The organism is Amycolatopsis balhimycina FH 1894, assembly GCF_000384295.1.
GTDB classification, from domain to species: domain Bacteria; phylum Actinomycetota; class Actinomycetes; order Mycobacteriales; family Pseudonocardiaceae; genus Amycolatopsis; species Amycolatopsis balhimycina.
Map to the genome: position 1 here is coordinate 8,113,398 of NZ_KB913037.1, position 21,024 is coordinate 8,134,421.

Annotated in this window: 21 protein-coding genes; 14 read left to right on the plus strand and 7 right to left on the minus strand. The window is 71.3% G+C overall.

Annotated features, from left to right (window positions below):
- The first annotated feature begins 122 nt into the window (after positions 1-122).
- From rpe to A3CE_RS0137505, 5 genes are all read left to right on the plus strand, one after another.
- Positions 123-794 carry a ribulose-phosphate 3-epimerase gene (gene rpe, locus A3CE_RS0137485; protein ID WP_020645239.1) on the plus strand — a complete coding sequence of 224 codons (672 nt, stop codon included), beginning with the start codon at positions 123-125 and terminating at the stop codon, positions 792-794.
- A 92-nt stretch (positions 795-886) separates the two neighbouring features.
- Complete coding sequence (locus A3CE_RS0137490) at positions 887-1,516, plus strand: riboflavin synthase (protein ID WP_020645240.1); 630 nt, start codon at positions 887-889, stop codon at positions 1,514-1,516.
- The gene (locus A3CE_RS0137495; protein WP_020645241.1) at positions 1,513-2,841 is read left to right on the plus strand and encodes a bifunctional 3,4-dihydroxy-2-butanone-4-phosphate synthase/GTP cyclohydrolase II; all 1,329 of its coding nucleotides are present in this window, start codon (positions 1,513-1,515) and stop codon (positions 2,839-2,841) included. The genes A3CE_RS0137490 and A3CE_RS0137495 overlap by 4 nt, the downstream gene beginning before the upstream one ends.
- Positions 2,838-3,344, plus strand: a complete 507-nt coding sequence (gene ribH, locus A3CE_RS0137500; RefSeq protein ID WP_020645242.1) for a 6,7-dimethyl-8-ribityllumazine synthase — start codon at positions 2,838-2,840, stop codon at positions 3,342-3,344. The genes A3CE_RS0137495 and ribH overlap by 4 nt, the downstream gene beginning before the upstream one ends.
- Positions 3,341-3,784: a PH domain-containing protein gene (locus A3CE_RS0137505; protein ID WP_020645243.1), complete on the plus strand. Its 444-nt coding sequence runs from the start codon at positions 3,341-3,343 to the stop codon at positions 3,782-3,784. The genes ribH and A3CE_RS0137505 overlap by 4 nt, the downstream gene beginning before the upstream one ends.
- Before the next feature lie 21 nt (positions 3,785-3,805).
- On the opposite strand, the gene A3CE_RS0137510 is transcribed toward A3CE_RS0137505, so the two are convergent.
- Complete coding sequence (locus tag A3CE_RS0137510; protein ID WP_026469233.1) at positions 3,806-4,582, minus strand: exodeoxyribonuclease III; 777 nt, start codon at positions 4,580-4,582, stop codon at positions 3,806-3,808.
- A 107-nt stretch (positions 4,583-4,689) separates the two neighbouring features.
- Positions 4,690-5,412, minus strand: coding sequence for a S1 family peptidase (locus A3CE_RS0137515; protein ID WP_020645245.1), 723 nt, complete (start codon positions 5,410-5,412; stop codon positions 4,690-4,692).
- Between the two features lie 164 nt (positions 5,413-5,576).
- Between A3CE_RS0137515 and uvrC the strand changes: the two genes are divergently transcribed.
- The 4 genes from uvrC to whiA are packed head-to-tail and all read left to right on the plus strand — an operon-like array spanning position 5,577 to position 10,418.
- On the plus strand, positions 5,577-7,532 hold the full coding sequence (uvrC, locus tag A3CE_RS0137520; RefSeq protein ID WP_084641908.1) for an excinuclease ABC subunit UvrC: 1,956 nt from the start codon (positions 5,577-5,579) through the stop codon (positions 7,530-7,532).
- Between the two features lie 42 nt (positions 7,533-7,574).
- Entirely contained in the window at positions 7,575-8,432 is an 858-nt protein-coding gene (gene rapZ, locus A3CE_RS0137525; protein ID WP_003101350.1) for an RNase adapter RapZ, read from the plus strand.
- Position 8,433: 1 nt separating this feature from the next.
- Complete coding sequence (locus A3CE_RS0137530) at positions 8,434-9,426, plus strand: gluconeogenesis factor YvcK family protein (RefSeq protein WP_020645247.1); 993 nt, start codon at positions 8,434-8,436, stop codon at positions 9,424-9,426.
- Positions 9,426-10,418, plus strand: a complete 993-nt coding sequence (gene whiA, locus A3CE_RS0137535; protein ID WP_020645248.1) for a DNA-binding protein WhiA — start codon at positions 9,426-9,428, stop codon at positions 10,416-10,418. Before A3CE_RS0137530 ends, whiA begins: the two co-directional genes overlap by 1 nt.
- A gap of 266 nt (positions 10,419-10,684) precedes the next feature.
- Here the strand turns inward: whiA and A3CE_RS0137540 are convergent, their stop codons facing one another.
- Positions 10,685-11,092, minus strand: coding sequence for a DUF6086 family protein (locus A3CE_RS0137540; RefSeq protein ID WP_020645249.1), 408 nt, complete (start codon positions 11,090-11,092; stop codon positions 10,685-10,687).
- A gap of 167 nt (positions 11,093-11,259) precedes the next feature.
- On the opposite strand from A3CE_RS0137540, the gene A3CE_RS0137545 reads away from it, so the two are divergent.
- Positions 11,260-12,282: a glucosyl-3-phosphoglycerate synthase gene (locus A3CE_RS0137545; RefSeq protein WP_020645250.1), complete on the plus strand. Its 1,023-nt coding sequence runs from the start codon at positions 11,260-11,262 to the stop codon at positions 12,280-12,282.
- On the opposite strand, the gene A3CE_RS0137550 is transcribed toward A3CE_RS0137545, so the two are convergent.
- Positions 12,283-13,143, minus strand: coding sequence for a sterol desaturase family protein (locus tag A3CE_RS0137550; RefSeq protein ID WP_020645251.1), 861 nt, complete (start codon positions 13,141-13,143; stop codon positions 12,283-12,285).
- Between the two features lie 69 nt (positions 13,144-13,212).
- On the opposite strand from A3CE_RS0137550, the gene A3CE_RS0137555 reads away from it, so the two are divergent.
- Both A3CE_RS0137555 and A3CE_RS0137560 read left to right on the plus strand, forming a co-directional pair.
- Positions 13,213-13,821, plus strand: coding sequence for a TetR/AcrR family transcriptional regulator (locus A3CE_RS0137555; protein ID WP_245589647.1), 609 nt, complete (start codon positions 13,213-13,215; stop codon positions 13,819-13,821).
- A gap of 202 nt (positions 13,822-14,023) precedes the next feature.
- Positions 14,024-14,392 carry a hypothetical protein gene (locus A3CE_RS0137560; protein ID WP_020645253.1) on the plus strand — a complete coding sequence of 123 codons (369 nt, stop codon included), beginning with the start codon at positions 14,024-14,026 and terminating at the stop codon, positions 14,390-14,392.
- Between the two features lie 68 nt (positions 14,393-14,460).
- On the opposite strand, the gene A3CE_RS0137565 is transcribed toward A3CE_RS0137560, so the two are convergent.
- From A3CE_RS0137565 to A3CE_RS0137580, 3 genes are all read right to left on the minus strand, one after another.
- A complete protein-coding gene (locus A3CE_RS0137565; protein WP_020645254.1) occupies positions 14,461-17,094 on the minus strand; it encodes a PQQ-dependent sugar dehydrogenase in 2,634 nt (877 codons plus the stop codon).
- 276 nt (positions 17,095-17,370) lie between these two features.
- Positions 17,371-18,204 carry a coproporphyrinogen III oxidase gene (locus tag A3CE_RS0137575; protein WP_026469235.1) on the minus strand — a complete coding sequence of 278 codons (834 nt, stop codon included), beginning with the start codon at positions 18,202-18,204 and terminating at the stop codon, positions 17,371-17,373.
- A 38-nt stretch (positions 18,205-18,242) separates the two neighbouring features.
- Positions 18,243-18,680, minus strand: a complete 438-nt coding sequence (locus A3CE_RS0137580) for a PPOX class F420-dependent oxidoreductase (RefSeq protein ID WP_020645257.1) — start codon at positions 18,678-18,680, stop codon at positions 18,243-18,245.
- A gap of 86 nt (positions 18,681-18,766) precedes the next feature.
- Between A3CE_RS0137580 and A3CE_RS0137585 the strand changes: the two genes are divergently transcribed.
- Together A3CE_RS0137585 and A3CE_RS0137590 are read left to right on the plus strand one after the other, a co-directional pair.
- Positions 18,767-20,224 carry a hypothetical protein gene (locus tag A3CE_RS0137585; RefSeq protein ID WP_020645258.1) on the plus strand — a complete coding sequence of 486 codons (1,458 nt, stop codon included), beginning with the start codon at positions 18,767-18,769 and terminating at the stop codon, positions 20,222-20,224.
- Positions 20,224-21,024, plus strand: a complete 801-nt coding sequence (locus A3CE_RS0137590; protein WP_020645259.1) for a hypothetical protein — start codon at positions 20,224-20,226, stop codon at positions 21,022-21,024. The genes A3CE_RS0137585 and A3CE_RS0137590 overlap by 1 nt, the downstream gene beginning before the upstream one ends.

The following is a 21,024-nucleotide window of genomic DNA, read 5'->3' on the forward strand; positions in this document are numbered from 1 at the left end:
GCCGCCGAGCGTAAGGCGGCACCCGTGCCCGTGACCTCCCTCTCCGGAGCCAGATCCTGGTCACAACCGGTTAGCGAGCGTTAGCGCCGTCCTCCTACACTCGGGACGTGGCAGACCGACCTTTGATCGCACCCAGCATCCTCGCGGCGGACTTCGCCCGGCTCGGCGAGGAGATCGCCGCCGTGGCCGCCGGTTCGGAGACCCGCGCCGACTGGGTCCACGTCGACGTCATGGACGCGCACTTCGTGCCCAACCTGACCCTCGGCCTGCCCGTCGTCCAGGCGCTGCTCAAGAGCACCGACGTGCCGATCGACTGCCACCTGATGATCGACGACCCGGACCGCTGGGCGATCGGCTACGCCGAGGCCGGCGCCTACAACGTCACCGTGCACGCCGAGGCCGCGAAGGACCCGGTCGCGCTGGCGAAGAACCTGCGCGCCGCGGGGGCGAAGGCCGGCCTGTCCCTCAAGCCGGGCACCGCGCTCGAACCGTGGCTCGACGCGCTCAAGCACTACGACACGCTGCTGGTGATGTCGGTCGAGCCGGGCTTCGGCGGGCAGTCGTTCATCGCGGACGTCCTGGAGAAGGTCCGCACCGCGCGGCGGCTGGTCGACACCGGGCACCTGAAGCTGGTCGTCGAGATCGACGGCGGGATCAACAACGAGACCATCGAACAGGCCGCCGAGGCCGGTGTCGACTGCTTCGTCGCCGGATCCGCCGTCTACGGCGCCGCGGACCCGGGCAAGGCGATCGCCGCGCTGCGCGAGCAGGCGGCCCGCGGCCGGGCCGGCTGACACGTGCGGCGGCACCGGAGAAGCCACCGGGCCGCGGCGGGTGTTGGATGGAAGGACCGGTTCACAGACCGGCTCACAAGGAGGCAGCGCACGTGTTCACCGGCATAGTCGAGGAGATCGGCGAAGTCACCGCCGTCGAGCAGCTGACCAACGCGGCCCGGCTGCGCGTGCGCGGCCCGCTGGTCACCGGCGACGCCGGGCACGGCGACTCGATCGCGGTCAGCGGCGTCTGCCTCACGGTCGTCGAGGTGGCGGGCGGTGAGTTCACCGTCGACGTCGTCGACGAGACGCTGCAGCGGTCCAGCCTGGCCAAGGTCGCGGTCGGTGACCGGGTCAACCTCGAACGCGCCACCCCGGCCGGCGGCCGGCTCGGCGGGCACATCATGCAGGGGCACGTGGACGGGACCGGCGTGTTCCTCGGCCGCGACGAGAACGGCGTCACGACGTTCGCGCTGCCCGCGCACCTGGCGCGGTACGTGGTCGAGAAGGGCTCGATCGCGGTCGACGGGATCTCCCTGACGGTGGCCGCGGTGACCGCCGACCGGTTCAAGGTGGCGCTGATCCCGACCACTCTCGAAGCGACCACGCTCGGCGGCCGGGAAGTGGGCGACCTGGTCAACCTCGAGGTCGACGTGGTCGCGAAGTACGTGGAAAAGCTGGCCGAGGCACATATCCGCGACCAGGTGCACAATCGGGACGGCGGCACGGAGGAGCGGTCATGAGCGAAACTAGTGCGGCAGAGCCCGAAGCGGGCTGGACCCCGTGCGGCGCCGGGGCGGTCTTCGACGCCGACGCCATCGAGCGGGCGATCGCGGACATCGCGGCGGGCCGTCCGGTCGTCGTGGTCGACGACGAGGACCGCGAGAACGAGGGTGACCTCATCTTCGCCGCCGAGAAGGCGACGCCGGAGCTGCTGGCCTTCATGGTCCGCTACACCTCGGGGTACGTCTGCGTGGCGCTGACCGAGGCCGAGGCCGACCGGCTGGACCTGCCGCCGATGTACCACACGAACCAGGACGCCCGGGGCACCGCGTACAGCGTCACGGTCGACGCCGCCGAGGGCATCAGCACCGGCATCTCCGCCGCCGACCGCGCGCACACGATCCGGCTGCTCGCGCACCCGAAGTCCACGGCGAAGGACTTTCGCCGTCCCGGGCACGTCGTCCCGTTGCGCGCCAAAGAGGGTGGCGTGCTGCGGCGCCCCGGGCACACCGAGGCCTCGGTCGACCTGGCGCGGATGGCCGGGCTCGCGCCCGCGGGTGTGCTCTGCGAAATCGTGTCGCAAAAGGACGAAGGCGACATGGCGCGCCGCGACGAGCTCGAGGTGTTCGCCGCCGACCACGACCTCGCGATCATCACCATCGCCGACCTCATCGCCTACCGCCGCCGGACCGAGAAGCAGGTCGAGCGCGTCGCCGAGGCACGCATCCCGCTGGCCGCGGGCACGTTCCGCGCGGTCGGCTACGACTCGCTGCTGGACGGCATCGAGCACGTCGCGTTCGTCTACGGCGAAATCGGCGACGGCCAGGACATCCTCGTGCGGGTGCACTCCGAGTGCCTGACCGGCGACGTCTTCGGCTCGCTGCGCTGCGACTGCGGCCCGCAGCTGGAGGCGGCGCTGGAAGCGGTGGCCACCGAGGGCCGCGGCGTCGTGCTCTACATCCGCGGCCACGAGGGCCGCGGCATCGGCCTGCTGCACAAGCTGCAGGCCTACCAGCTGCAGGACGACGGCGCCGACACGGTGGACGCGAACCTCGCCCTCGGCGTCCCGGCCGACGCCCGCGACTACGGCACCGGCGCGCAGATCCTGTGCGACCTCGGCGTCCGCACCATGCGGCTGCTGTCGAACAACCCGGCCAAGCGGATCGGCCTCGAGGGCTACGGCCTGCGCGTCACCGGCCGTGTCCCGCTGCCGATCTCGCCGAACCCGGAAAACCTGCGCTACCTGCGGACCAAGCGGGACCGGATGGGCCACGACCTGGCCCAGCTGGAGCACTACGACCAGGTCGGCGCGGGCACCGAGCACCCCGACGGAGGAGCGCTGTGAGCGGCGAAGGCCGTCCGGATGTCGAGCTGGACCTCTCCGGCTGCAAGTCGCTGAAGCTCGGCATCGTCGCCACCCGCTGGAACGCGGACATCACCGACGTCCTGCTGGAGCGGGCCTTGGTCGCGGCTCGTGAAGCCGAGCTGGAGGAAGACCCGACGGTCGTCCACGTCGCGGGCGCGGTCGAGCTCCCGGTGGTGGCGCAGGCGCTGGCCCGCAACCACGACGCGGTGGTCGCGCTGGGGGTGGTCATCCGCGGTGGCACCCCGCACTTCGAGTACGTGTGCGACGCGGTGACGGCGGGCCTCACCCGGGTGGCGCTCGACGAGAGCACCCCGGTCGGCAACGGCGTCCTGACGTGCGACACGCACGAGCAGGCGGTCGACCGGTCAGGCCGTCCGGGCTCGAAGGAGGACAAGGGCTACGAGGCGACGGTGGCGGCCCTGGACTCCGCGCACGTGCTGCGGAGCCTGCGCCAGCCGTGGACCGAGCGGGGTTTCGTGTGAGCGTGAAGACGGTTCTGATCGTCCGCCCCCGGCGGGCGATGATCATGTGCAGCGTGCTGGCGGTGGCGCTGCTGGCGGCGTTCGTGGTCGTGGCGGTGCTGCTGCGCAACGGCGACACGGGAGTCCGCTTCCAGCGTTCCGACCAGGCGGCGATGGTCGGCATCGGAATCCTGCTGTCGGCGGGCGTGATGCTGTTCTCGATCGCGCGCGTGCGGGCCGACGCCGAGGGCATCGAGGTCCGGAACGTGCTGATCACCCGGCGGTTCGCCTGGAGCGAGGTGCTGTCGGTGAGTTTTCCCGACGGGGCTTCGTGGGCGCGGCTGGAGCTGCCGGACGACGAGTACCACGCGGTGATGGCGATCCAGGCGGTGGACCGGGACCGCGCGGTGGAAGCGGTCCGGGCGCTGCGCAAACTGCACCGCGCCGCCACCGGCGGCTGACGCAAGGTCGGGGGCCGGGCGTCAGAGGTCCAGGTCGACCACGATCGGCGCGTGGTCCGACGGGCCCTTGCCCTTCCGGGCTTCACGGTCCACATAGGAATCCTTGACCGCGCCGGAGAACGCCGCGTTGCCGTACACCAGGTCGATCCGCATGCCCTTGTTGTTCGGGAAGTTCCCGGCCCGGTAGTCCCAGTACGTGAACGGGTGGTCGTACTTCAGCGGCCGCGGGAACACGTCCGACAACCCCAGGTCCCGCAGCCGCGCCAACGCGTCCCGCTCCGGCTTCGTCACGTGCGTCGACTCCGCGAACAGCGCGATGTCCCAGACGTCCGCGTCCGTCGGGGCCACGTTGAAGTCGCCCAGGACCGCGAAAGGCCCGTCCGAAAGCTCCGAAGCCACCAGCGACCGCAAAGCTTCCAGCCACTCCAGCTTGTACGCGTAGTGCGGGTTGTCCGGCTCACGCCCGTTGGGCACGTACACCGACCAGACCCGCACCCCACCACACGTGGCGCCGATCGCGCGGGCCTCCGCGGCCCCGTCGAACTGCGGCTCGCCCGGCAGCCCGCGGACCACGTCGGCCAGGCCCACGCGCGACACGATCCCCACGCCGTTCCAGCGCCCCAGCCCGTACGCCGCCACCTCGTACCCGAGTGCCTCGACCTCGGTCAACGGGAACTTCTCCGTCGTGGTCTTCAGCTCCTGCAGGCACAGCACGTCCGGCGCCGTCTCCTCCAGGAAACCCAGCACACGCGGCAGGCGGGGGACGATGGAGTTCACGTTCCAGGTGGCGATCCGCATGCCCGCGAGCATCCCACACCCCACCGACGGAAAAAGCCGTGAAGGCCACCTTCAGGAACTACAAGTTCCTCAAGGTGGCCTTCACGAACAACGGAACTCAACGGAACTCAGACGCCGGCGGTCGTCCGGATCCAGGACCGGCTCGCCGCCACGCTCGCGTAGTTGTTCGTGCCGCGCGTGGTGCTGCCGCTCTGGTTCTGGACCGTCGACGCGACACCGACCTGCACGCCACCGGAGACCTCGGGGCCGCCCGAGTCGCCCTTCCACGCCGAGCCGTTGATGCCGACGCTCTGGATCGCGCGGCCGCCGTAGGCGTCCGTGGACCGGCCGGTCACCTGGACGTTCGCCGTCTTCAGCGACGTCGCCGGCGGGCCGGTCGGGGTCGTGCGGCCCCAGCCGTAGATCTGGTTGGTGCTGCCGGTCGCCGGGTCCGAGCTGCCCAGCGAGATCGGCGAGGCGCTCGTCGCCGAGGCCAGGTGCAGCAGCGCGATGTCGCCGTTCGGGGACTCGTACTCGCCGTCGACGGCGATCTTCGTGCCCGAGAGCAGCGTGTTGCTGCCGACCCGGACGTACATCCCCGAGCCGTCCTGGTCGAGGCAGTGCACCGCGGTCAGCACCCAGCGCGACGCGATGACCGTGCCCGAGCAGTTGAAGCCCTGGTAGTCACGGCCAGCGGTGTTGACGTACACCTGAGCACCCCAGGAAACCGTCGGGGCGGTGGTGCCGCCGACGATGTTCGGCTGGACGCCCGCGGCGGCGACCGCGCCGCCGGCCAGGGTCAGCGCGACGGCAGCCGCGGAAGCGGCACCGAGGAGACGAAGAGAGGTCACGGCGGTGATCCTTTCGGACGGGGACCGGAGCGGCCGGTCGGAAAGTAACCACCGCGTCACAGGTGCGGACACCGACGAAGGTCGGAATCGGACGAACACCCTACTTCCGGCCGGCCCGCCGGGGGCGCGCGGAAACTGTCGGTGCCGCCCCATAGTCTTGGGGTGTGGCTGACCCGACCACCTACCGACCCGCTCCGGGAAGCATCCCGGAGGCCCCTGGCGTGTACAAGTTCCGTGACGCGACCAGGCGGGTCATCTACGTCGGCAAGGCGAAAAGCCTGCGCAGCAGGCTGAACTCCTACTTCGCCGACCTCTCCGGCCTGCACCCGCGCACCCGCCAGATGGTGACGACGGCCGCGAGCGTCGAGTGGACCGTCGTCGCCACCGAGGTCGAGGCGCTCCAGCTCGAGTACAACTGGATCAAGGAGTTCGACCCCCGGTTCAACGTCCGCTACCGCGACGACAAGAGCTACCCGATGCTCGCGGTGACGCTGACCGAGGAGTTCCCGCGCCTGCACGTCTACCGCGGCGCGCGCAAGAAGGGCGTCCGGTACTTCGGCCCGTACGCGCACGCGTGGGCCATCCGCGAGACGCTCGACCTGCTGCTGCGCGTCTTCCCGGCGCGCACCTGCTCGGCCGGGGTGTTCCGGCGGCACGGCCAGATCGGCCGGCCCTGCCTGCTCGGCTACATCGACAAGTGCTCGGCACCGTGCGTGGGCCGCGTCTCGGCCGACGAGCACCGCGCCATCGTCGAGGACTTCTGTGACTTCCTCGCCGGCAAGACCGACGCGATGATCAAGCGGCTGGAAAACGAGATGGCGGCCGCGTCCGGAGACCTCGAGTTCGAGCGCGCCGCCCGGCTGCGCGACGACCTCGGCGCGCTGCGCCGTGCCATGGAGAAGCAGGCCGTAGTGCTCGGCGACGGCACGGACGCCGACGTCGTCGCGTTCGCGCACGACGACCTCGAAGCCGCGGTCCAGGTCTTCCACGTGCGGGGCGGCCGGGTCCGCGGCCAGCGCGGCTGGGTGATCGACAAGGCCGAGGAGATGGACGTCCCGGCGCTGGTCGACCACTTCCTCACCCAGTTCTACGGCGACGAGGCCGACCTCGACGCCCGCGACGACGTCGACGCCGGCCCGGTCGTGCCGCGCGAGGTCCTCGTGCCGGAGCTGCCGGCGGACGCCGACGCGGTCGCGGAGTGGCTGACCGGGCTGCGCGGCTCGCGGGTGCAGCTGCGGGTGCCGCAGCGCGGCGACAAGAAGGCCCTCGCCGAGACCGTGCAGCGGAACGCGGGCGAGGCGTTCACCCAGCACAAGCTGCGCCGCGCCGGTGACCTCACGGCCCGCTCGGCGGCGCTCACCGAACTGCAGGAGTTCCTGGCCCTCGACACCGCGCCGCTGCGCATCGAGTGCATCGACATCAGCCACATCCAGGGCAGCGACGTCGTCGCGTCGCTCGTGGTGTTCGAGGACGGGCTCGCGCGCAAGTCCGAGTACCGCCGCTTCGCGCTGCGGGAGGCGGCCACGGAGGGTGACGTCGCGTCGATCGCCGAGGTCGTGCGGCGCCGGTTCTACCGCTATCTCAAGGAAACCGCCGAGGAGTCGAGCAAGCCCGGTCTCGACCCGGAGACCGGCCGGCCGAAGAAGTTCGCCTACCCGCCGAACCTGCTGGTCGTCGACGGCGCGGGCCCGCAGGCCACCGCGGCCGCGGACGTGCTGGCCGAGCTCGGCATCACCGACATCGCCGTGATCGGGCTGGCCAAGCGGCTCGAAGAGGTCTGGCTGCCCGCCGACCCCGATCCGGTGATCCTGCCGCGGACGTCGGAGGGGCTGTACCTGCTGCAACGGCTCCGTGACGAGGCCCACCGCTTCGCCATCGCCTACCACCGCGAAAAGCGCTCCAAGCGGCTGCAGACGTCCGAATTGGACAGTGTGCCCGGGCTGGGGCAGGCTCGCCGCACCGCGCTGATCAAGCATTTCGGCTCGGTGAAGAAGCTCAAGCAGGCCAGGGTCGAAGAGATCGAGGCGGTGCCCGGCTTCGGCAGGCGCACCGCGGAGGCCGTGGTCGCCGCGCTGGCCGGGGAGTCCGGCGCGAGCAACGGCACAGGAGCAGGGGAGTAGGGAAACACAGTGAGTGCGCAAGAGGAGATCCGCGGCTCCGGCATGGAGGTCGCGGTCGTGTCCGGGTTGTCGGGCGCGGGCCGCAGCACGGCGGCCAAGTGCCTGGAGGACCTGGGCTGGTTCGTCGTCGACAACCTGCCGCCGGAGCTGATCGCCACCATGGTGGAGCTGGGCGCGCAGGCGCGCGGCGCGATCACGAAGGTGGCGGTGGTGATGGACGTGCGTTCGCGCGCGTTCACCGACGACCTGGCTTCGGTGATCAAGGACCTCGACGCCCGCGGCTACAAGCCGCGGGTGCTGTTCCTGGAGGCGACCGACGCCGTGCTGGTGCGGCGCTTCGAGGCCGTCCGCCGGGGCCACCCGATGCAGGGCGACGGCCGGCTCGCCGACGGCATCACCGCGGAGCGGACGCTGCTGGAGCCGCTGCGCGAAGAGGCCGACCTGGTGCTCGACACGTCGTCGCTGTCGGTGCACGACCTGCGGGCCAAGATCGAGGACGCGTTCGGCTCGGAGGCAAGCACCCAGACCCGGGTCACCGTGCTGTCGTTCGGCTACAAGTACGGCCTGCCGATGGACGCCGACCTGGTGATGGACGTCCGGTTCCTGCCGAACCCGTTCTGGATCCCGGAGCTGCGCGAGCACACGGGCCTCGACGGCGAGGTCCGCAACTACGTCCTCTCGCAGGAGGGCGCCGAGGAGTTCCTCGACCGCTACCACCAGCTGCTGCGGCTGATCGGCGCCGGCTACAAGCGCGAGGGCAAGCGGTACCTGACGCTGGCCGTCGGCTGCACCGGCGGCAAGCACCGCAGCGTGGCGCTGTCCGTCGAGCTCGCCCAGCGTCTGTCCAAAGAGGACGGAATGGCCGTGAAGGTGGTGCACCGCGACCTTGGTCGTGAATAACGTGCGCGCGGTCGCCCTCGGGGGCGGCCACGGGCTGCACGCCACGTTGTCCGCGGTGCGGCGGGTGACCCCCGACGTCACCGCGATCGTGACCGTGGCCGACGACGGCGGATCGTCCGGCAGGCTGCGGCGCGAACTCGGGCTGCTGCCGCCGGGCGACCTGCGGCAGGCGTTCGCCGCCTTCGCGGCGGAGGACGGCGGCACGCTGTGGGCCGAAGTCTTCCAGCACCGCTTCGGCGGCGACGGCGCGCTGGCCGGCCACGCGGTGGGGAACCTGCTGCTGGCCGGGCTGTTCGAGGTGCTCGGCGACCCGGTCGCCGCGCTCGACGAGGCCTGCCGGCTGATGGGCGTCTCGGGCCGGGTGCTGCCGATGTCGCCGGAGCCCCTGGACATCGAAGGGGAGGTCAGCGGCCTCGACAGCGAGGACCCGTCGGCGCTGCGCACGATCCGCGGCCAGGTCGCGGTGGCGACGACACCGGGGCAGGTGCGGCGGGTCAGCCTGCGCTCGCCGGGCCGGTCCGGGCGGCCGCCGCTGGCGTGCGACGAAGCGGTGGAAGCGGTGCTGAACGCCGACGTCGTGTTCCTCGGTCCGGGCTCGTGGTTCACCAGTGTTCTCCCGCACCTGCTCGTGCCGGGGTTGCACGACGCGCTCGTGCGGACGGCCGCGACGAAGGTGATCGTGCTCAACCTTGTCCCCCAGCCGGGGGAAACCGCGGGATTCTCTCCGGAGCGGCATCTCGACGTACTCTTCGAGCACGCGCCCGATCTGCGGGTCGACGCCGTGATCGCGGACCGCGATTCCGTGCCCGACCCGGCGAATCTCCGGCGCGCGGCGGAACGGCTGGGCGGCCGGGCGCACCTGGGGGCGGTGGCCGACCCGGAAGTGGCGGGACGGCATGATCCTGATGCGCTCGCGCGGACCATGCGGGAGGCTCTCGGTCTCGGCAAGGGCGGGGAGCACGGGGGAGGAGCGAAAGGCAGGGAGGGGCAGTAATGGCGATGACCGCTTCGGTGAAGGACGAACTGAGCCGGCTGGAGATCACGAAGATCGGGCCGCGCCGGGCGGAGGTCGCGTCGCTGCTTCGCTTCGCCGGCGGCCTGCACATCGTGGCCGGCCGGGTGGTCGTGGAGGCGGAGCTGGACACGGGCTCCGTCGCGCGGCGGCTGCGCAAGGAGATCCACGAGCTGTACGGCCACCATTCGGACGTCCACGTCATCACGGCCAGCGGCGGGCTGCGCAAGGGCACCCGCTACGTCGTGCGCGTGGTGAAGGACGGTGAGGGCCTGGCCCGGCAGACCGGCCTGATCGACCAGCGCGGCCGCCCGGTGCGCGGGCTGCCGGCAGCCGTGGTGTCCGGGGGAGTGGCCGACGCGGAAGCGGCGTGGCGGGGCGCGTTCCTCGCGCACGGGTCGCTGACCGAACCGGGCCGCTCGTCGTCACTCGAGGTGACGTGCCCGGGCCCGGAAGCGGCGCTGGCCTTGGTGGGCGCGGCGCGCCGGATGGGCATCCAGGCGAAGTCCCGCGAGGTCCGCGGAGCCGACCGCGTGGTGGTCCGCGACGGCGACGCGATCGGCGCCCTGCTGACGCGCCTGGGCGCGCACGCGAGTGTGCTGCAGTGGGAGGAACGCCGCATGCGCCGCGAAGTCCGCGCGACGGCGAACCGCCTGGCCAACTTCGACGACGCGAACCTGCGCCGTTCGGCCCGCGCGGCGGTGGCGGCGGCGGCCCGGGTGGAGCGGGCACTGGAGATCCTCGGCGACACGGCCCCGGACCACCTCCTGGCGGCGGGCAAGCTGCGGCTGTCGAACCGGCAGGCGTCGCTGGAGGAACTGGGCCAGCTGTCGGACCCGCAGATGACGAAGGACGCGGTGGCCGGCCGGATCCGCCGCCTGCTGGCGATGGCGGACAAGCGGGCCAAGGACCTGAACATCCCGGACACCGAGTCCGCGGTCACCCCAGAGATGCTCGAAGAGGAAGACGCCTGACGAGGTCGCGCAGCCACGGTTCGGCGATCGCCGGCTCGCGCGTCAGCCCGCGGACGAGCCTCTTCCGCACCGCGGGAGAGCGGCCGGCTTCGACGACGGCCACGGCTTCGGCCAGCGCCCGGCGCGTGCGGTCGTCGTGGGCCGGGGAGCGGATGTCTTCGGCGGCCCACCGGTCACGGCGGAACGACGGGGCGAGCTTCGGCTGGTCGTTGGCGAGATAGCGTCCGGGCGCACCAGGTCCCAGCGGAACGGCCGGTTCGGTTCGATCATTCCGGCATCGCCCGTGCGTACTCGGCCGTCAGCTCCGCCAGTCGGTCCGGTCCGGCGGGGGCGCCCGAGACGTCGTGCGAGGAGGTCTCGGCCGGGCCGTCGAGCGCGGGCAGCGCGCAGCCGCCGCGACGGGCCAGGACGGCCGCCGTCACCACGAACCCTTCGAGCAACCCGCGCTTGATCGGGTGCGAAGTCGCGCGGTACTCGGCGACCAGCGCGTCGGCGAACTCCGCGAAGACGGCGCCGTCGATCGGGTGGTCGTCCGGGTCGCCGGGGGTCACGCCGATCCCGGACGGCCGCCCGGCCCACGGCACCAGCGCCTCCGCCAAGCGCGCGAACAGCCGCCCGGGCCCGTTCGAAGGGTTCCAGACGTCCTGGCCGTCGATGCTGAAGTACTGGCTCATCGGCGGTGAGCCTAGGGGCGCGGCCCGCGCCGGTCAGCCGGTTTTCCGCCCGCCGCGTTAACGGGAACCGCCACTTCGTAACACCCCGGTAGCACTGCGAAGTCGTGGCGGAAACGCGGCACATCGAACCTCGGTGAGGGATAGGCCGAACGAGGGAAGGGGTACGCATGCGCACGAGCAGGAACGGCGCGCGGCTGCAGGTGTCGCCGGAGGTCGGCACCTGGCTCGCCCGGCGCAGCAGCAAAGCGGGGGACTGGACGCTGGAAGACCTGGTCGCGGCCAAGCGCGGCACCACGGTCTCCGTCGTCATCCCGGCCCGGAACGAGGAAGCGACCGTCGGCGCGATCGTCACGGCCATCCGCGAAGAGCTGCACGGTCTGCTGGTCGACGAGATCCTCGTCGTCGACAGCCACTCGACCGACGCCACCGCGGAGGTGGCCGCGGCGGCGGGGGCGGCCGTCGTCGCGCAGGACGCCGTCTTCCCCGCCCTCGAAAGCTTGGCGGGCAAGGGCGAAGCGCTCTGGAAGGGTGTCGCCGCGACCACCGGCGACCTCGTCGTCTTCGTCGACGGCGACCTGTACGACTTCACCACCGACTACGTCACCGGGCTGCTCGGCCCGCTGCTCACCGACCCGTCGGTGGCCTACGTGAAGGGCTTCTACCACCGCCCGCTGAACGGCGCGGCGGGCAGCGAGCCGGAAGGCGGCGGCCGGGTCACCGAACTCGTCGCGCGGCCGCTGCTCAACATGTTCTGGCCGGAGCTGTCCGGCTTCGTCCAGCCACTGGCCGGCGAGTACGCCGGGCGCCGCGAAGTGCTGGAAAGCATCCCGTTCGTCGTCAACTACGGCGTCGAGATCGGGCACCTCATCGACCTGCTGGAACTGCGCGGCCTCGACGCGCTCGCCCAGGTCGACCTCGGCCACCGCGTGCACCGGCACCAGAGCACGCAGGCGCTGGGCCGGATGTCCGGCCAGATCATGCAGACGCTCTTCGACCGCCTGCAACGCTACGACCGCCTGGTCACGGCGATCCCCCCGGCCACGATGCTGGCACAGTTCCAGCGCGGCGCCTCGGCGGACGGCGTCGAACGCGAACTGGTCCTGACCGACCTGTCGTCCCCGCAGCGGCCGCCCCTGGACAGCCTGCCCGCGGCGATCAGGCCGGAGAACGCGCTCCAGGAAACGGCGTAGTCAGGCGGGTACGTGTTCGGGCTGCCACCCCGGCGGCCCGAACACGTACCCCGCGCGCTCGCGCCACGTCCGGGCCGCGCGGAGGTCGCGCAGGATCGAGCCGTACTCGTGGAAGCCGACCTTGAGCAGGTTGTACGTCCCGATGTTCTTCGTCAGCCCGTAGGTCGGCCGCTTGCCTTCGGGCACGAAGCTGCCGAACAGGCGATCCCAGACGATGAGGATGCCGCCGTAGTTGGCGTCCAGGTATTCGGCGTCGCTGCCGTGGTGGACGCGGTGGTGCGACGGGGTGTTGAAGACGTACTCGAACCAGCGCGGCAGCTTGCCGACCTTCTCGGTGTGCACGAAGAACTGGTAGACCAGGTCGATCGACAGGCCGGTCAGGATCATCCACGGCGGGATCCCGCACAGCGCGAGCACCGACCAGAACGGCAGCTGGAAGTACGGGGTCCACTTCTGGCGCAGCGCGGTCGAGAAGTTGTAGTGCTCGCTGGAGTGGTGCACCTGGTGCCCGGCCCACAGCAGCCGCACGCGGTGGCTGGCGCGGTGGTAGGCGTAGAACACCAGTTCCTGGCCGAGCAGCATGAGCACCCACGTCCACCAGTCGCGCGGGTCGAACTTCACCGGCGCCAGCTCGAACAGCGCCGCGAACACGACCAGCATCACCAGCCGGAACAGCGCGTTGACCCCGACCGCGACCGTGCCCATCAGCATGCTCGTGCGCGTGTCGGCGACGCTGTAGCCCACCACGTTGTCGTCGTGGCCGAGCGCGTGCACGGCGACGATTTCGATCGCCACGAACAGCACGAACACCGGGATCGCGAACAGCACGGGGTCGCGCAGGTGCGCCAGGAACTCGGCCACGTCGCCTCCTCAATCTGACCCGAAGGTAACTTACCCTAGGGTCACTTTACGCACGGTAGGCTCTCGCGCGTGACGGAGTCAAGGGCGGTCGGGACCAAGGGCATGCCCCGCGAAGAGCGCGTGGCCCAGCTCGTCGTGGCCGGCACCGAGGAGTTCGGCCGGGCGGGGTACTCGGGCGCGTCCATGGTCGAGATCGCGCGCCGGGTCGGCGTCACGAAGCCGCTGCTGTACCAGTACTTCGGCTCGAAGGAGGGGCTCTACCTGGCCTGCCTGCACCGGGCGGGCGACCGGCTCACCGAAGGCGTCGCGACGACCATGGCGGCCGGCGGCGAGCCCGACCAGATGCCGCTCAAGGTGCTGGCCGCGATCTTCACGACGTTCGACCACGACCGCTACGCGTGGCGCCTGCTGCGCGACCCGACGGTGCCGTCCACCGGCGAGATCGCCGCCGCGGCCGCGGACTACCGGCGCCGCCTGGACGCCTTCGCCGTGCTCGGCGCGACGCAGCTGCTGACGTCGCGTGGCCTGGGGGACCCGGTGGACATCGACGCCGTCGCGCAGGTCTGGACGGGCGTGGTCGACTCGCTGATCAGCTGGTGGATCGACCGCCCGGACGAGGACGCCGGGGCGATGACGGCCCGCTGCGCCCGGATCATGGGCGGCCTGTTCGGCTGGTGAGCCGTCTGTCCATAGTGGACACGGGCGTCGCTGTACGCCACAGTCCGCGTAGTCGTGGGCGCGGACAACGGTGCGATTCGCCGGTTTTGCCCGATATTCGCGCCACGGAGAGTGCTCTTCGCCGATTCGTTGCACGAATGGCGTAGCAAAACGGGGCCGGATCGCGATTAATCTGGGAAGCCGTCCCGTCGAGAGGTGTCCCATGCCCGAACCAGCCGCATCCGTCCCGGCCGATCCCCGGCTCGCCGCGCGGTTCACCGAGGATCTGCTCGACGGCTGCCGGGTCCTGGCCAAGGATTACGGCTACCGGCCCGCCCAGTTCGAACGGATGGTGCTCGAGCACGGCGGCGTCGAGGCGGCCCGCCTGCTGCTCCGCGGGGCGGGCACGGCGGGCGGGTTCACGGTCCTCTGGGAGAAGAACCAGCTGGGCCGCAGCTCCGAGGCGACGATGCTCCGCGAGGAGTACGCGGAGCTGTTCACCCCCGACGAGCTCCTGCTGGCCCGGCGGCGGCTGGAGGAACACGGCTTCGACGTCGACGCGCACCTGCGCCGCATCGCCGAACCGAGCTGACGGGTAAAGGGCGGCAGGGGTGACCGGCGCCGCTCCGGTCACCCCTGCCGCGGCTCTTGCCGCACTAGCTAGCCGGCCGACGCGCTGGACTTGCCGCGCAGCTTGACGTTGGCCGTCGAGGCGCCCTTGATCGCCGTTTCGATCTGGGCCATCGTCGAAGACGACGTCAGGCCGGGGACCGTGGCGGTGTTCAGGGCGTAGAGCGTGAACGTGTACGGGTGGCTGGAGCCGCCCGGGCAGGGGCCGAAGAACTTCTGCGCGTTCGCCCCGCTGCCCATGGCCTTCTGCTTGGCGCCGCCCTGGTTCGGCACCGTGTACCCCGCGCCGAGGCCTTCCGGCAGCGACTTCGTGGCGGCCGGGACGTCCCAGATCGCCCAGTGCAGCTTGTTGCCGTCGTTGGCGATGTCGGCGAACACGACGGCGTAGCCCTTCGCGCCTTCGGACGCGCCCCACGTGAGCGGCGGCGACGGGTCCTGGCCCGCCGTGCCGTCGCCGGCGCAGGTGTACTTGTCCGGGATGGTGGCGTTGTCGGCGAAAGCGGAGCTGGTCAGCTTGAAGCCGCCCGGCGTGCCGCCGGGGAACTTCAGGCGCACGATCACGTTGTCCAGCGCCGAAGGCGTGCCGCCGTTCTTGTCGTTGTTGGTCGACGTCAGCCAGAGTCCGCCGTCCGGGGTCTTCGTGACCGAGCGCAGCCGGCCCCACCGTCCGGAGAACAGGGTCGACACCGTGCCGACGCCGGTGCCGGCGGAGTTGATCTGGGTGGCGAACATCTGCTCACCGGTGACGCCGGCGATGTAGATCCAGTCGTTGACGATCTCGATCCCGGACGGGCCCGCCTGCGAGGTCGGCCAGGTCTTCTTCGGGGCGATGAAGCCGCTGCAGCTGCCCTGCGTGCCTTCGCAGCTCGGCCAGCCGTAGTTGCCGCCCTTCTGGATCAGGTTGAGCTCGTCCTGGCTGCTCTCGCCGAACTCCGCCGCCCACAGCTGGCCGCGGGAGTCCCAGGCCAGGCCCTGCGGGTTGCGGTGACCGTAGCTCCAGACGTACCGGGCATTGCCGCCGGTGGCGTAGAAGGGGTTGTCGCTCGGCGCGGAGCCGTCCGGGTCGAGCCGCAGGATCTTCCCGTTGAGCGAGCTCTTGTTCTGCGCGTTGTCGCTGTTCTTCGCGTCGCCCACGGTGGCGTACAGCTTGCCGTCCGGGCCGAACCGGAGGCGGCCGCCGTTGTGGTAGCGGTTCTTCGCGATCCCGGTCAGCACCGGTGTCGACGTCGACGACAGCGTGGTGCCGTCGTAGGTCATCTTCACGATCCGGTTGTCGCCGGAAGCGGTGTGGTAGAGGTAGATCGCGTGGTCGCTCGCCCAGTTCGGCGAGATCGCGAGGCCGAGCAGGCCGCCTTCGCCGTTGGTGCCGACCGCGCCCGGCACCTTGCCCAGCGTGGTCTTCTGGCCCGAGGGCGTCACCAGCAGGACCTCGAACCGGTCCCGCTCGGTCACCAGCGCGTTGCCGTTCGGCAGGAAGTCCACCGCCCAGCCGAGGTCGACCTTCGCGATGTCCCGGTCGTACTCCGGAATGCCGCCCGCGCCGCCGGGGGCGCCGGTCTTCGCGGTGACCGCGTTGCTCGCCGCGGAGCTGTTGCCGTTGGGGTCGCGGGCCTTCACGGTGAACGTGTAGGAGGTGTTCGGGCTGAGGTCGGTGACCGTCGTGGCGAGTGACGTCGTGGTCGCGACCTTCGTGGCGCCCTGGTAGACGTCGTAACCGGTGATGGTGCCGCCGTTGTCGGTGGAGGCGTTCCACGCCAGGGAGACGCTGTTCGCGGTGACGCCGGTGGTGCGCAGGTTGCCCGGCACGCTCGGCGGGGTGGTGTCGTCGCTCGGCGGCGTGGTGAAGGTGACCACGTTGCTCTGCTGCGACGGGTTGCCCGCGGCGTCGAACGCGCCGACCGAGATGTCGTAGGCGGTGTTCGGGGTCAGGTTGTCGACGGTCGCGCTCGTCGTGTTCCCGTCGACGGTCTTGAGGGTGTTGCCGCCGCGGTTGATCTCGTAGCGGACGACGCCGACGTTGTCCGTCGCGGCGGTCCAGGTGAAGGTCGCCGCGGTGGGCAGGATGTTGCTCGCCTTGAGGTTCGTCGGCGGCGTCGGCGGTTCGGGGTCGACCGGCGCGGTGAAGGTGTCGGTGAGCTTGTCGGCGTTCGGGCCGCCGTTGGCGGTGGTCGAGGTGGTGCGGACCTTGTTGACGCCGGCGGTCAGCTGCACGGTCGCGGTGACGGTCTTCCACGTCGTCCACGCGCCGGTGGCGGGGAAGTCGACGGTGCCCTTGTCACCGCCGTCCACGGTGAGCTTCACCGGGCGGTTGTCGGCAGTGCCGTTGGCGTAGCGGAAGGTCAGCGTGTGCGTGCCCGCCTGGGCGGCGTTCACGGAGTATTCGACATAGCTGCCGACGACGTTGTCGAAGTTGACGAACCCGGTGCCGGAGTACCCGGCGTGGTTCGACTCGACGGCGCCCTGGGAGATGGTGGCGTTCTCGGCTTCGTAGTCGGGATCCGCTGCCGTCTTTGGGGGGTCCAGGGGGGCTTGCTCCCCGGCTGGGGTCTGGGGCTCGGCCCCAGAAGACACAGCGAAAGCGCTTACCGGGCTGAGCGCGGTGAGGCCGAGCGCCGCGACGGCGGTACCGGCCAGTACCGCGCGCCACGGTGGACGGGGTGCCACTGGGAGCCTCCTGCGTGGGTCGGGGGACAGGGGGTGACCGGGGCGGATCTGGTCGGCGGACCACCGGCGACAATAGTTAGGAAACTTTCCTATCTATGGGACAGATCACACACCCTTCGAGCGGGCCCTGTCAATACTCGACATGACGCCTCACCCTGCTTGCCAACGGTTTCCCGCTCAGCGGGGCGCATGCGCCCGGACGGCCCAGCGCGGCCACGCCATGAACGACTCGTTCCTGTCGTCCGACGCGGTGAACGACTCGTTCATGACGTCGGGTCAGCCCGCTGTCACCGGCGTTTCGGCCGCCCAGTCGCGCGGGACGAGGAACGATGCCAGGTCGGCCTCCGCGCTCCCCGGCTCGGGCGTGAACTCGGACTCCCAGCGCGCCAGCGGCGGCAGCGCCGAGAGGATCGCTTCGGCGTCGGCCTGCACCGCCGTCGCCGCGTCGTGGACGAGCGTGAACTCCACGTACCGGCCGCGGCGGTAGAGCTGCCACTGCCGCTCGCGCTCGCCGTGCGGCAAGTCTTTCCGTCGCCGCACGATCGGGAAGTACGCCGGCGCAATTGCGGCGATGCCCGCCGCCGTGAACGCCGCCGATCGCCGCCAGCCGTCCGGGCCGGGCAGGCTCAGGTGGTCGAAGAGGATGCCGCCGATGCCGCGGGCCTCGTCGCGGTGCGGGAGCCGGAAGCGGTCGTCGCACGCCCGTTTCGCCTGCGCGTGGAACGCCGGGTCGAGCGTGTCGCAATGGCTCTTCAGGACGCGGTGGAAGTGCGTCGCGTCCGAGGCGAAGCCGTAGCACGGGAGGAGGTCGACGCTGCCGCCGAACCACCACGCGTCCGCGGCTTCGCGGTAGCGGAAGTGCGCCTGGAACGCCGGGACGTACGGGTTGCGCGGGTGGAGCACGACCGAAAGCCCGGCCGCGAAGAACTCGTCCGAGAAGGCCGCGCTGACGACGGCGCGTTCGAAGACGTCACCGTTCTCCAGCAGCCGCGTGCGGCCGGACCGGCCGAAGCGGCCGCCGCCGTCGAGGCGTTCCAGCTCGGCCACCAGCTCCCGCTGGCCCGCGCTGACGATCGCCCTGACGGCGTCGCGTCTGTCCCCTGAAGGCATGCCCCCACCCCCGGAGGCAGATTACCAGCGAACCGGGGTCAGCCGGCGATGTCCGCTCGCGCGATCACCTTCGTGATCTTCGCCCGGACGAGGGATTCTTCGGGGACGGCGTTGCGCTTGCCGTACTCCTCGGCCTGCTCGGCACCCATGTACCGGCCGCCCAGCTTCGTCGCCCACTCGAGCATGTCGTCGTAGTCGTAGGTCAGCCGGGCCTCGGCGGTGAACTGGACGTAGGAGAACGGCGGCTTCTGGTCGTCGACGGCCAGGGAGATCCGGCCGTCGCGGGCGATGGCCTTGCCCTTGAGCGTCTCGGTGCCCGTGGTGAAGATCAGCTCGTCACCGTCCGGGCCTTCGTTCAGCAGGAACCACACCGGCGTCACGATCGGGGCGCCGTTGGCCCTGACCAGGCCGAGCATGCCCGTCCGGGTGCCCTCCGAAGCGAACTTCCACCACTCTTCGCGGCTCATCTCACGCATAGGAGGGACGTTAGCCCGTCACCCGCGCGTGCGCAGAGGGTGGCCGACTAGCCTGGCCTGCTGTGCGAGACGACGACAGGGCCGCGATGGGCTTGGCCGACGAGGGGCTGACCCGCCGCCTCAAGGCGCTGGCCTGCACCGCGCCGCTGCACGACCTGGACGCGCGGAAGGCGAAGCTCGACTGGGCCGACGCCACGATCTACCAGATGGCCGAGATCGCGCTGCACACGATCGACCAGGTCACCATCGCGATGGACTTCGACACCGGCGCCGGCCACGACGAGGTCATCGACCGGCTGCTGCCGTTCATCGCCCAGCAGGCGCCCTCGCGGATGCCCGACGAGCACGTCCGGGTGGCCAAGTGGGTCCTGGACAACCTGATCAACGTCGGCACCACCGACCGCGGCTTCCGGCGCGTCTACGGCTCGATCGGGCCGGGCGGCTACCAGCGGCGTCAGTTCGACTTCAAGCTGCTCGTCGAGCTGGCCGCGCCGGACGGCGAGGTCTACCTGCGTGCCACCGACGAGGCGATCAACGTCCTCGTCGGCGCCCTCGACACCGACGTCGAATCCGCGCAGATCGCCGCCGAGGTCAAGCTCGAGAACCTGATCAACCGCGGTCGCCTCGCCGACGCCAAGCTCGCCGCCGAGCAGGCCCGCTACCGGACCGTCCAGTACGGCGAGACGCTGCGCGCGAAGCTCGACGCGACCCGCCGCGACGTCCGTTCGGTCGACTGGGAACGCGAGGTCCCGGAACTGCTCGACAGCGCGCTCAGCCACATCGAGGCCCGCTTCCGAGCCGAGAACGCCATCCTCAAGAACATCACCATCGCCCGCGACGACACCGAGGACCTCGACCGCAAGCGCCGCGCCGCCGAGCTCGTCGACATCGTCGGCGACTGCATCCGCCGGCACACGCGCCTGCAGTCCCGGCTGGCCGACGCGGGCGCGGTCTTCCGCGCCGAACAGGACCGCCAGCAGTTCTCCGGCCCGCCCCAGCGCGCCACGATCGACCTGTTCGGCCAGCTCCTCGTGCCCACCTTGGGCCTGCCGCTGGCCGACGCCGTCGCCCCGGCCGAGCACTTCTTCCACGCCGTCGCGGGCATCTCCGCCCCGGTCGTGCCGTCGCTGTCGGCGCTCGTCTCGCTGCTGCTGCGCCCCGCGCCGGAACGCGACCAGCTGGTCGGGGAGATCCCCGAGCCGGAGCTGATGCCCGCGGAGGTCACGGACAAGTTCGGCGACGACGTCTGGCGCGCCGCCGACGAACTCCTCGACCTCGCCGAGGTGCCGCGACGGCTGTCCGGCCTGCTCGAAGAAGCGCGCCGCAGCCGCCAGCCCGGCCTCGCCGCCCTGGTCGCGCTGCGTGCCGTCCACGCCTACAGTCCCGGGGTCGGCGCGGCCCGGCGCCAAGGCGACCGGCACGTGCTGCTCGCCGTCGACGACGGCACGCTCCTGGACGACCCGGACTTCGGCGGCGCCGACCTGCTGCTGTCCACGGCCGCCGTCGAGCGCGCCGACGAAGAAGAGAACGAGGAGGTCGCCTGATGGCGCTGTCCCACAGCAGCGTGGACGCCGAGGCCGCGGCCCGGCTGGTCGCCTTCGGCATGCGGCCGAAGCAGCTGCCGGCGCGTGACGTCGTCTACGGCGACCTCGTCCGCCGCTACGGCGAGGACAACGCGTTCAAGGCCCTCACCCACGCCGTCGCCGCCGGGCTCGGGCTCATGGTCCTCGAGGTCAACCAGCAGGCCGGCGCGGTCCTCGCGGCCACCGACGAGTCCGTCTTCGAGATCAAGATGGACTCCTACGCCCGCCAGGCCAAGATCCGCGAGCGCCGCGAGACCGAGAAGGTGCTGCACGGCCTGATCCACCTCGCCACCGCCGCCCTCGGCTACCCGCGCCCCGACGACCTCGCCAACGACACCTACATCGGCCGCGTCAGCGTCGAGCAGGTCGACGCGATGGTCCGCGAAGCCGCCCGGATGCTCGACGAACGCGCCGCGGCGGCCGAGGCCAACAACGACCCGCTGGCCGACGCCCCCGAGCTGGAACAGGCCTGGCGCGCCTACGCCCGCCGTCCCGCCGCGGCCGCCACCAAGGACGGCCGCCTCGCCGCCGACACCACCCGCGGCATGGTCAGCCGCGCCCTGCGGTTCCTCGCCGACCAGGGCTTCCTGGTCCCGGTGAGCGACGAGCAGGGCGGCACCTACCGGACCACGCCGCGCTACCAGATCCAGGTCCGCGAACTCGCCGCCGACGCCGCCTTCGACGACTTGCTCGCGCTCGACGTCGTGGCCGTCGCGACCGCCGGGGGCACGCTGCGCGCGGCCGCCTCCGACACGCTGTAG